Annotated in this window: 11 protein-coding genes; 7 read left to right on the forward strand and 4 right to left on the reverse strand. The window is 57.5% G+C overall.

Features of this window, described 5'->3' with window-relative positions:
* Window positions 1-33: 33 nt before the first annotated feature.
* Window positions 34-522: a hypothetical protein gene (locus tag F1379_RS28660; protein ID WP_150275891.1), complete on the forward strand. Its 489-nt coding sequence runs from the start codon at window positions 34-36 to the stop codon at window positions 520-522.
* Window positions 523-648: 126 nt separating this feature from the next.
* On the forward strand, window positions 649-1,092 hold the full coding sequence (locus tag F1379_RS28665; RefSeq protein ID WP_150275892.1) for a GNAT family N-acetyltransferase: 444 nt from the start codon (window positions 649-651) through the stop codon (window positions 1,090-1,092).
* Between the two features lie 59 nt (window positions 1,093-1,151).
* Here the strand turns inward: F1379_RS28665 and F1379_RS28670 are convergent, their stop codons facing one another.
* Genes F1379_RS28670 through F1379_RS28680 form a run of 3 tightly spaced genes read right to left on the reverse strand, consistent with a single transcriptional unit; the run spans window position 1,152 to window position 3,644 of the window.
* Window positions 1,152-1,943 (reverse strand): ABC transporter permease, encoded by a 792-nt coding sequence (locus F1379_RS28670; protein WP_150275893.1) that lies wholly within the window; start codon window positions 1,941-1,943, stop codon window positions 1,152-1,154.
* A gap of 7 nt (window positions 1,944-1,950) precedes the next feature.
* The gene (locus F1379_RS28675; RefSeq protein ID WP_150275894.1) at window positions 1,951-2,778 is read right to left on the reverse strand and encodes an ABC transporter permease; all 828 of its coding nucleotides are present in this window, start codon (window positions 2,776-2,778) and stop codon (window positions 1,951-1,953) included.
* Window positions 2,779-2,828: 50 nt separating this feature from the next.
* Complete coding sequence (locus tag F1379_RS28680) at window positions 2,829-3,644, reverse strand: ABC transporter ATP-binding protein (RefSeq protein WP_239004851.1); 816 nt, start codon at window positions 3,642-3,644, stop codon at window positions 2,829-2,831.
* A 437-nt stretch (window positions 3,645-4,081) separates the two neighbouring features.
* Here F1379_RS28680 and F1379_RS28685 point away from each other — a divergent pair, with 437 nt between their 5' ends.
* Entirely contained in the window at window positions 4,082-4,573 is a 492-nt protein-coding gene (locus F1379_RS28685; RefSeq protein WP_239004852.1) for a DinB family protein, read from the forward strand.
* Here the strand turns inward: F1379_RS28685 and F1379_RS28690 are convergent.
* Window positions 4,570-6,285 (reverse strand): ABC transporter substrate-binding protein, encoded by a 1,716-nt coding sequence (locus F1379_RS28690; protein WP_150275896.1) that lies wholly within the window; start codon window positions 6,283-6,285, stop codon window positions 4,570-4,572. The genes F1379_RS28685 and F1379_RS28690 overlap by 4 nt on opposite strands.
* Window positions 6,286-6,397: 112 nt before the next feature.
* On the opposite strand from F1379_RS28690, the gene F1379_RS28695 reads away from it, so the two are divergent.
* The 4 genes from F1379_RS28695 to F1379_RS28710 all read left to right on the forward strand — a co-directional run bounded on the left by F1379_RS28695 (window position 6,398) and on the right by F1379_RS28710 (window position 10,399).
* Window positions 6,398-7,903 carry a DUF4153 domain-containing protein gene (locus F1379_RS28695; RefSeq protein WP_150275897.1) on the forward strand — a complete coding sequence of 502 codons (1,506 nt, stop codon included), beginning with the start codon at window positions 6,398-6,400 and terminating at the stop codon, window positions 7,901-7,903.
* 135 nt (window positions 7,904-8,038) lie between these two features.
* The gene (locus tag F1379_RS28700; protein ID WP_150275898.1) at window positions 8,039-8,737 is read left to right on the forward strand and encodes a Crp/Fnr family transcriptional regulator; all 699 of its coding nucleotides are present in this window, start codon (window positions 8,039-8,041) and stop codon (window positions 8,735-8,737) included.
* Between the two features lie 42 nt (window positions 8,738-8,779).
* Window positions 8,780-9,568: a GNAT family N-acetyltransferase gene (locus tag F1379_RS28705; protein WP_150275899.1), complete on the forward strand. Its 789-nt coding sequence runs from the start codon at window positions 8,780-8,782 to the stop codon at window positions 9,566-9,568.
* Window positions 9,569-9,583: 15 nt separating this feature from the next.
* Window positions 9,584-10,399 (forward strand): GNAT family N-acetyltransferase, encoded by an 816-nt coding sequence (locus F1379_RS28710; RefSeq protein ID WP_239004853.1) that lies wholly within the window; start codon window positions 9,584-9,586, stop codon window positions 10,397-10,399.
* Window positions 10,400-10,596 lie beyond the last annotated feature (197 nt).

The raw sequence follows: 10,596 nt of genomic DNA on the forward strand, positions 1-10,596 counted from the left end.
TTAGGACGCCAATCCGGCAGGGGAGATGAGTTTGTGATGGGATGGAAGGCTGCAGCCGGGATTTCTTTGGCAGTACTGCTGCTGGCAGGTTGTGCACAGGGCGATGCCAAGACGGACATCTACGGCGATGATGCGGCGATTGCACAAAGCGGAGACAGTTTCTCGTATGTGGAACGCATTGGTGGGGTGTTGGCCATGGAAGCGGATTTGAAATTTAAAAAGTTCAGCGGAGCCGATACCCTGTGGGTGGTTGATGCACCGGCGGACAGCACTCTGACTATCAGTTATGAGCAATTGCTTTCACGGGGCAAATGTAAAATCGTACTGGTGTCCCCTGAGGGTCAAAACACCGTGGTAGCTGAGGGCAGCGGCGGAGGGAAGGAGGAGCTGACGCTGAAACCGGGCCTGAGCCGGATCAAGCTGGTCGGGGACCGCGGCGAAGGACGGGTTAACGTCCAGATTACGGAGAAAGATTACGGAACCGGCGTGGAGACAGTCGATTCGGGCGGCTTCGGAGAGTAAATAATGGGCCGCTGAGCCGTCCCTGTTGAAGCTAAGTTTATCTATATGGCGTATACGGGGGCTGTACAGTGGACAGTTTGATTAAGAGTGATTAAGAATTCAGCAGAATGTGAGGCGTCAGTGAACATGGCCGTGATCAAAGCAGTTGAAGCGCAAGAATTGGAGCAATTGAACCTGCTCTACGAGGAACTGATGGGGCAGCCGGGCCATCCGGGCAAGCTGGCGGATACCTTCCGGCGCATTGAACAGGACGAGCGGTATATCCTGCTGGGCGCCTATATCGAAGGCGAGCTGCTTGGTTCGATAATGGGCATTATCTGCCAGGACCTGGTCGGCGATTGCCGTTCGTTCATGGTGGTCGAGAATGTAGTGGTCTCCTCCCGGGCCCGCCGCCAGGGGCTGGGCAAGCAGCTGATGAACCGGCTGGAGGCGCTGGCGCACGAGAGAGACTGCTCCTATATCATTCTGGTATCCGGGGATAAACGGAAGGAAGCGCATATCTTCTACGAAGCGCTCGGCTTCCGGGAAGAGAAGGTGGAGGGGTACCGCAAGCATCTGGTTTCGCATTGAGATTGATTCTTGTAAAAATAACGTTCGGGTATATCAGGCAGCGTGCTCCGTCCATGGAGTCAGCTGCCTGTGCTTTTATAGTGGCGGACGCCGATCCGCCAGATGATTAGGGAGAAGCCGAGGAACGCCGCGCCTGCAGGCAGCGCAAGGTAACCGAGCCACGCCGGGTACCCCCAGCCGCAGACCGTAGCCGCCGGATAGAAGCTGATGAACAGCATTGGCAGCACGAAGCTGAACATGGATTTCAGCGCTCTGGGCATATAAGGCTCCGGTACACGGGTAACCTGGTAGCTGGCATTGGTGAAGAGATAGATCCAGTCGAGCCCCTTCACCGTAAAGAAAGCCACCCCTGAAGTCAGTACGAATACTCCGCAATACATAATGCAGCCGCCTGCCAGTGCCAGCCCCAGGATCAGCGCATTCAGCGGTGTCAACGGCACCTCCAGTTCGCGAAGCGCCCATAATACTGCGCCGATTCCTGTCGCCGGACGGACCAGCCGGTGCAGATGGAACCGCGAAGCGGCCACCTGGACGAACAGCGAACGCGGGCGCAGCAGCAGCCTGTCGAATTCACCGGTGCGCAGCAGCTGCCAGGGGAAATAATCAAAGCCGCGGCACAGGGACTCCGCCAGCCCGAAGGAGGCCACCGCCAGCGCATAGACCAGAATAATATGCGCCACGGTCCACTCTCCGATGTTGCCGAAGCGGGAGAACAGCAGCACCGTAGAGATGGGATCGGTGACGACTACAACGAACACCTGGATCAGCATGAGCCACCAGCCCTTGTATTCCATGCCGGAGAGCAGATGCATCCGCAGGTATTTACCGTATATCTTGGCTTCCGAAATCATGGACAGGTCAGCCTCCTTGAACGATGATGGTTTGCAGTTTACGGTTCATAATCCAGCGGCCGCCCAGCACAAAGACCAGACTCCACAGGAGCTGCAGCCCCATTCCCGGCAAAGCGGCTGCCGGGGCCATACTGCCGACATAAAGCTGGATCGGGATATCGGCAAAGCCGCCGAAGGGCTGAAGGTAGAGAAAGGTTTGCAGCTCATCCGGCCATAGCCGCAGCGGCAAATAGGTCCCGGACAAAATGCCGCTGAGAAGAAGCAGCATATACGTCGGACCGTCGCCCCAGGTGACATTGAGACGGATAGCCGTCACCAGCATGGCGAACGCCGAGCAGAGGATGAATGCCATGGCTACCGACAGCAGGAAGCTAAGGAAGCCTTGCAGGGAAGAGGGGGCGCCGAGCGCGTATCCCGCGGGCATCAGCAGACCGGCCAGCACCGTGGCGGCAGACCGGATCCAGGAGGTCCCCAGCTTGCCGGCGGAGCTTTTGACAAACCAGTGAGTGTATAAATCGAGCGGGCGGCAAAGGTCGATGCCGACATTTCCGTTGTTGATCTTGTCCATCAGTTCCCCGTCGATGCTCATCCGCTGAAAGAGGAACAGCGCCTGTCCCAGCCACACGTATGAGATCGTCTGCTTCAGACTGAGGCCGTTGTTGTTCCAGGCGTTGTCGCCGTATGTAAAAAAGACCGTAAACAGCACGCATTCGAGTATCCCCCAGAACACGCTGACGAACACCCCGGAAATAGCAGATGCCCGGTACTGCAGCCCTTCGGCCATGCTGATGCGCAGCAGGGAGCGGCTGGCCCTGCCGGTTTGCTTCATATTCATTTCACACCTCCCGAATAATAAGGAATGCTCGTGAGCACTAATCCCGCCCGTCAGGTTAGCGCCAGATCATTGTACATTGCGGCAATCATAGCGTCGGTATTGACCTTCAGGGTCACCTCGGGCGCATATTTCGTCTGCAATCCTGCCAGCTGGCCATCATAGAGCAGCTGTCCGTGGCCGATAACCATCACCCGTTCACACAGCGCTTCAATATCGTCCATATCATGGGTGGTCAGCAGCATCGTGACACCGTGCTTGCGGTTCTCCTCTTTCAGGAAGCTGCGCAGCGCGAGCTTCGAGACAGCGTCCAGTCCGATCGTCGGCTCGTCGAGGAACAGAATCTGCGGCCGGTGCAGCAGCGCGGCCACCAGCTCACAGCGCATCCGCTGTCCGAGCGACAGCTGCCGGACCGGCGTTCTTAAGAGTGCTCCCACATCGAGGGTTGCCGTCAGCTCGGCCAGACGGGTCCTGTAATCGCCGGGTGCTATGCCGTAGATATCCCTTAATACGTCAAAAGAATCTTCAACCGGAACATCCCACCACAGCTGTGAGCGCTGTCCGAACACCACGCCGATGCGCGATACATGCGCGGTGCGTTCTTTCCACGGCACTCTGCCCATAATGCGGCATTCGCCGCCGTCCGGGGTGAGAATGCCGCTCATGATTTTGACAGAGGTTGACTTCCCGGCGCCGTTCGGGCCGATGTACCCGACCAGCTCGCCTTCGGCGATGCCGAAGCTGATTCCGCTGAGCGCCTCCACGACCTCTACATTCCGCATCAGGGCGCCCCGCAGCAGCCCCCATTTGCCCTCGGGGCGTTTGTAGACCTTGAAGCTCTTGCGGATGTCCCGCAGTTCAATCTGCATGATGATCTCCTCCTTCGTGCAGAAGAGCATATCACGGAGGTTTACGGGAAATCGAACCGGATTCCGGCCGTCCTGGTTCCTTGTGCGGGCAGAACGGGGGGAGTTGCCAAATATTATCTCGGTTTCCCGCAAAAATGCTTGCATTCTTGACATTTCCATGCTACTATATCTTTATAGTAAGCGTTGAGGAACACTATGTTTTTTTATATCGTATATAACATATAAATGTTAATGCCGCTGATGCAGTCAGCGGCATTTTTTGTTATCCAGATTTTTGTTATTCAGAATGTATATTGTAGTCACCCCAAAGAACCTGGATCAGCTCCATGATAAGCCCCGCATTGCGGGGTTATTTTGCGTTTAAATCATCTTTTACCAAAGGGTTATACCGCACATATGTTACACTTGGAGCAATAATAATGAATTGGAGGGTAACGATGCAGACTTTATTTCGATATAACTGGATGGTGCGTGAGCAGTGGTACCAGTGGTGTGAAGGCGTGTCTGAGGAGGAGCTGCTGAAGCCGCGGACCGGCGGAGTCGGGAGCATCCTGAAGACGCTGTTTCATATCGCGGATGTGGAGTGGAGCTGGACGATGGCGATGCTGGGGAAGCCAGATTTTCAGGAGGATTTTGCCGAGTACAGCAGTCTGTCTAAGGTAAAAGAGCTGGATGCCCGCTTCCGTCCGGAGGTTGAGGACTTTGTGCTCGGCTGGCATGAGGGCATGGAGCGCAATGTATTCAGAGATATCCGTGCAAGCGACGGAGCGGAAGTCACCGATTACTGGGGCGAGATCATGCGGCATATGATCGCCCACGAGATTCATCATATCGGCCAGCTGTCGGTTTGGGCCAGAGAAGCCGGCAAGCAGCCGCCTTCCACCAATGTAATCGGCAAGGGATTGATGGACCAGGACCAACAGCGCTAAGACAGCTCGGGCGGGAACCACAAGCGGCGCAGGTCAACCCAGCCCTGGCTGTTGAAGGAGACGCCGCGTACGGTGGGCAGGTAAGCCGTTTCACTGGGCTTCTCGTACAGGATATGCAGCTGGCTGTCCTGAATCAGCAGCTCTTCAATTCCACGGAAGCCTGCGGAGCGGACGCCGGCATCCGGCTCACGCGCAATCAGCTGCAGCCGTCCTTCGATGTCTGCCCGGACCCGGGGCTCCATATGCTCGGCCAGTGTCAGATACAGATCGAACAGCCGCAGCTGCTCGTCCTGATCGCGGAGCAGCGAGAACACGATCAGATCGGATTCGAGCCGAACCGGGCCTTTGAACGCTTCGGGTGAGACGGTAAGCACCTTGCAGGTATGGCCATGCCGGCTTAACCGGGCAGCGACCCCTTCGGCGTCGGCGGCATACGGCGGAATCGTCGCGATTTGCAGGATCGCAGCAGCGCTTCCCGTGCTGGCAGGCATGTCCGCCGCTTCCTGCCCCTTTGACAAATCTCCAACGCCTGCGGCTTCTTCACTCAGACAGGCTAATATATCCGCCCGCACCCGGGGATCGCTGAGCGGTCCCTGTTTCTTTGTGTTGCAGGTCACGAATTTGCGCACCGAAGAAGGGGAATGAATCCGGCCCCAGGTGGCGGAATCGGCCGCTGAGGGATTCGGGATGATATGGAAGGCGGAGCCCGGCTCGCCGGAGGCGCCGGCCGTGCCCCAAGGCACATGCACAATTTCGACCTGGTCCAGATGGGCCCGTCCCTGAAAATAATACGGAAACGCCTCCAGCACCCATCGTTCCTCCTGGGCTTCGACCAGCTTGAACGGCCCGGTTCCCACCGGCTTGCGGCCGAAGCTGCCCTCAGCAGCGTTATCCGAATCGCGGGGTACCACCGCTGCCCGGCTGGTGCAGAGAAACGGCAGGAACAGCTCGTTCGGCCGTTTCAGCAGAATGCGCACCGTCAGAGGGTTCAGCGCCTTGACCTCGCGGATATCCTTGACTATGTAGCTGTACAGCATCCGCTGCGAGGAGTTCATCATCCGCCCGAAGGAATAGACGACATCCTCGGCGGTAAGCACCTTGCCGTGATGGAAGAGCACCTCTTTACGCAGGTGAAAGGTCCACTCGGTGCGTGTGCTGTCTGTGTCCCAGGTGTGGGCGAGGCCCGGCTGCACCGTGCCGCCGTCGGTGCCCCGCGCGGCCAGCCCGTCGAAGATATGGCTGGCCACAAACGATTCGGCCAGCAGGTTCATATACAGCGGATCGAAGGAAAGCAGGCGCTGCGTGACCGGCAGCCGCAGCGTATCAATGCGTTTGTCGCTGCGGATCTCCGTATGATGGCCGAAATAGGCCAGCAGCCAGCCCTGCAGCGTATCCTGCATGGAGGAAGCCCGCGCATGGCTGCGGATGCCGTCCAGTGCGCCGCCGAGCTCCTTGCCGCTGATCGCCTCCCGCATCGACTGCAGCGCAATATCCTCGGCGGCGGCGAGAAATGCAAGCCGGGAGCGGCGCCCGCGGCCGCGGCTTGGGGTCCAGGAGATCCAGCCCAGCCCGGACATTTTGCCGATGATATGCAGGGCATTGCGGTGGGTGCAGCCGAGTGTGACGGCGAGTTCATCCAGCGTTACGGCGCATTCCCCCTCCGCTGTGCCATGCTGCGAGTGCAGCTTCAGAAATTGGGTGTGCAGCTTCATGGTCAAGGCTCCCCTCTAAAATAGGAAATAAGCTCGCGGAACTTTCTCTTTTTCTTCTTATTTTATCAGCTACAATCAGGATAACCAAGTAAAAGAGTGGAGGAATCTGGAAATGGAAGAGCCGATTACGGCCAGACCGCAGCATGGGATCGCTATGCTGGCAGCGGCACTGCTGCTGGCGGCGGTTCACCAGTATCTGTTCTACGGGATGGCACCCGGAATCTCAGTTCCTGTGTTTGTCGGTCTGCTGTATGTGTTCATGATGTATTATGCCAAAGACGCCATCCGTGAGCTGAACGTGTTCAGCTATGCGGGTCTGGGAGCTGTCGTACTGCTGGCGATGACGTATGCGCTGTTCGCCAATCCGCTGTTCAGGGTGCTGAACCTGCTGGTGCTGCCGGTGCTGATTCTTTTACATATGACGTATTCGCTGAGCTACCGGAAGCCTGATTGGAGCAGCCCGAAGCTGATCGGCGCGGCAGTGGAACATCTGGTGCCGCAGACCTTCCGGCACATGGAGACACTGGTCTCACTGATCCGGAAGAGAAACGGCGGCAACAGGGACGACGAGCGCAGGCAGGTGCTGGTCAAGGTGCTGATCGGACTGGGTATTTCCGCTCCGCTGCTGATCATTGTTGTCTCGCTGCTGTCTACGGCAGACGGAGTCTTCAGCGAAATGCTGGCCCGCTTGCCGAAGCTGCTGGAGCATATCTCATTCGGGGAAGGCGTGTTCCGGGCGTTATGGGTGCTGCTGCTGGGCGCGGGTCTGTTCGGATTCGTGCTTGGCTTCGCGCAGCCAAAGCCGGATGAGCGGAGCAGCGGTTCCAAAGACACGGAGGGGCAGCCGGCAACAGAGCCGTTTAGTCTGGGCATCGACCCGGTAGTTATGGTGACGGTGCTGGCGTCAGTGAATACCGTCTACCTCTTGTTTGTGAGCGTGCAATTCTCCTATTTGTTCGGAGCCTGGGACGGCTTGCTCCCGGAGGGCAGTACCTACGCGGATTATGCGCGGAGCGGCTTTCTGGAGCTGATTCTCGTTACGGGGATTAATTTTGTCATCCTGCTTCTGTCGCTGCCTGCTCTCGGCACGGCCCGGAATGCTCTGCGGCGGTCCATGGGCATTCTGCTGTATGTTCTGGTTCTCTGCTCGCTCGTCATGCTGTACTCTGCGTTTTCCCGGCTCCTCCTATACGAGGAAGCTTACGGCTACACCTATATCCGTTTTCTGGTGCATGCATTTATGATCTTTCTCGGCCTGGCGATGCTGCTGACCGCAGTACGGATCGCCAAAGCCGATTTCCCGCTGGCCAAATGTTATATTGTGCTGGGCCTGTTCTCCTACGTGCTGATGAATTATGTTGGCATGGACAAAATTATAGCTGCCCAGAACATCAAGCGCTATGAAGCCAGCGGCATCGTGGATGCAGACTACTTGTCCCGGCTGTCCTGGGATGCGGTCCCGGCTCTGGTGGAGTTCAGCCGACGCGAGGACGGAATTCTGGAGCAGCCCTTGCGCGACAGGTGGTGGGATGAAATGCAGCAGGAGCGGTCCTGGGTCTCCCATAACTTCGCACAACAACGCGGAATGCAAGCGCTAGAGCGTTATTTTAACCCATAAACGTCTGAACTGAAATTGGTTTGGATTTATACCCGCAGGCTGTGCTACAGTTAATCCGAGCAGACAGGAGGCCAGTGATGGCGATTGATGTCCTTGAGCGGGATTGACGTATGAATAGCGGGGAGGAATTTGGCGTTGCATTCAATTATCGACGCGGCAGCAGTACAGGAGCTCGCGGCCAAGAACGGCCTGCACACCATGTTCAGCAGCGCTGTCATTGCCCAAATGGAGCTGCGGCGCTACAGCGACGGCGAAGCGATCTGTACCGTCGGCGAACGGCTGGAACATATGTTCATTCTGGTCTCGGGCAAGCTCAAGATCCACACGCTGCAGCGTAACGGCAAGTCGATGCTCGTACGTTTTGCGCGGCCGATGTACATCATCGGGGATGTGGAGCTGCTGAAACAATATCCGGTCAAAAATGAAGTGGATTCGGTCGGCGAAAGCCTGCTCCTGATCGCGGGCCGCAAGCTCCTGCTGAAGGAGATGGAAGCGAACACAGCTCTGCTGCGCTTCATGGTCGGAGAACTGAGCCACAAGCTGTACACCTTGAGCCAGACCTCTGCGATGAACCAGCTGTATCCGGTGGAGAACCGCTTTGCCAGCTACCTGATGTCCCTGTTCGCGGACAGCGTCGGCAGCCAGCGGGTGGAGGAAATCCGCACCTCCAGCCTCACGGAGACCGCCGAATTGCTGGGGACCAGCTACCGCCACTTGAACCGGGTCGTACGGTCCATGATTGAACAAGGCATTATTGAGCGGAAGAACGGGCGGCTCTCTGTACAGGATGTAGACAGGCTGGCTGATCTGGCAAACGGGAATTTGTATGAGTAACCCCGGTTGCCGGGTCAAACAGGGGGGAAGGAGGAGTGCCGGGTGGCGCTTGAATGGCATTATTATAATGAACACAGTCTGAATACCGGGGGCATCTACTGCCTGCGGAGCAAACCGAAATCCCCCGGATTTATCAAGAAGACGGCCTGGACAGTGGAAGCTATGGCTGCAGGTCTGCAGTATCTTCTTGTTAAAGAGGACGGCAAGCCGGCCGGATTTATCGAGTATACCCCGGGCGAACAAGCCTGGCGTGCGCTATACGCCGACGGTTACCTTGTCATTCACTGCCTGTGGACAGGGCTGACAGGGCAAGGCATCGGATCTGCCCTGATTGCGCGCTGTGTGGAAGAGGCGAGGCGTCTAGGCAAGCATGGAGTGGCCGTGGTTACCAATGCGGATACGTCGTGGGCGCCCGGCCCGGAGATTTTCCGCAAGCATGGCTTTATTCCCGTGGACGAAGCCGCGTACGGCTTTGAGCTGTATGCGTACAAGCTGGAGGATGCGCCGTCGCCGTATTTCCCCCGGGATTGGAGCGCCCGGCTGGAACGTCTGGGTGAGGGCTTGACCATACTGCGCAGCGAGCAGTGCCCTTACATTGAAGTGGCCTGCGCCAATGTGCTGGAAGCGGCAGATGCTCTTGATATTCCGGCGGAGGTGGTGCTGCTGGCCAGCCGCGAGGCGGTGCTGGAGCTGTCGCCGACGCCCTACGGGATATTTAGTGTGGTGTATAACGGCGAGCTGATTGCTTATCACCGGCTGACGCCGCGGTCTTTTGCCAAGAAGCTGCAGAGCCTGAAGAAGGAAGCCGTTAACGGTATCCGGGCAACTTAAGGAGTGAGATGACCTGTGCAATTTCCGGCAGTAACCCATGAATTGGCCCGGCGGCTGGTGCAGTCCGAGACGGACTACATGCTCTCCAGGATGGAAGCAATCCGGGAACGCGAAGGCAATCCCGAAGGGATTGAGGTGCAGGTGTTCGGGCAGGCAGCTGCTTTTTATGCCCGGACGATGCCGTGGGGTGGATTTAACACAGTGAAGGGGCTGACCCCGGAAGATATCGTTCATCTGGACGAGATCACCTTATTCTACCGGGAGCGGGGGCGGCGCTGCCAATTGGAGATTGTGCCCTCCGCCTGCAGCGAGGAGCTGCTGCGGACACTGGCGGAGAAGGGCTTTTACCAGAATGCGTTCCACACGACGATGTACGGTATACCCCGCACCGATGCCCCGGTCACCTCTCCGGATATAACGGTCCGTGAGATTGAAGCCGATGAGTTTGCGCTGTACGGCAGACTGCACTGTCTGGGAACAGGACTAGGGGAGAACGGAGCTGCCCATGTGGCCGCCAATAATGAGGTGCTGTTCAGACGTCCGGGCTGGCGGATCTTCCTGGGCTATGTCGATGGCATACCGGCCGGTGCAGCCTCAATGTATATGAATCAGGGAGTGGCTTCCTGCACCTTCGCCGCTACGCTGCCTGAGTTCCGCAGACGCGGTTTGCAAACAGCTTTTCTGCACAGACGCATGCACGAAGCCGCCTTAAATAATTGTGAGCTTGTGGTTGCACAATGCGCCTATGCCTCCGCCAGCCAGAACAATATGGAGCGGGCCGGCTTCAGAGTTGGATATACCAGAGCAACCTGGGTGGAAATGCCCAAGTAAGCGCGGTGTACAAGCAGTGAATGGTAAGAGAGTGAGAAACATACACTCACAGTTATGACCGCCGTCTTCCGGAGTGACCGGGAGGCGGCGGTTTTTTGGTGTTTAGCGTGCCCAGAGGCACGCATTATCTAGTTGGTGAAAGTCCAACCAAGGGAGGGGCCAAGCCGCCCTTGTAGCTAGGATGCTTGCGCATGGCG

Source organism: Paenibacillus tepidiphilus, assembly GCF_008635795.1.
In the GTDB taxonomy this organism is placed as follows: domain Bacteria; phylum Bacillota; class Bacilli; order Paenibacillales; family Paenibacillaceae; genus Paenibacillus_AQ; species Paenibacillus_AQ tepidiphilus.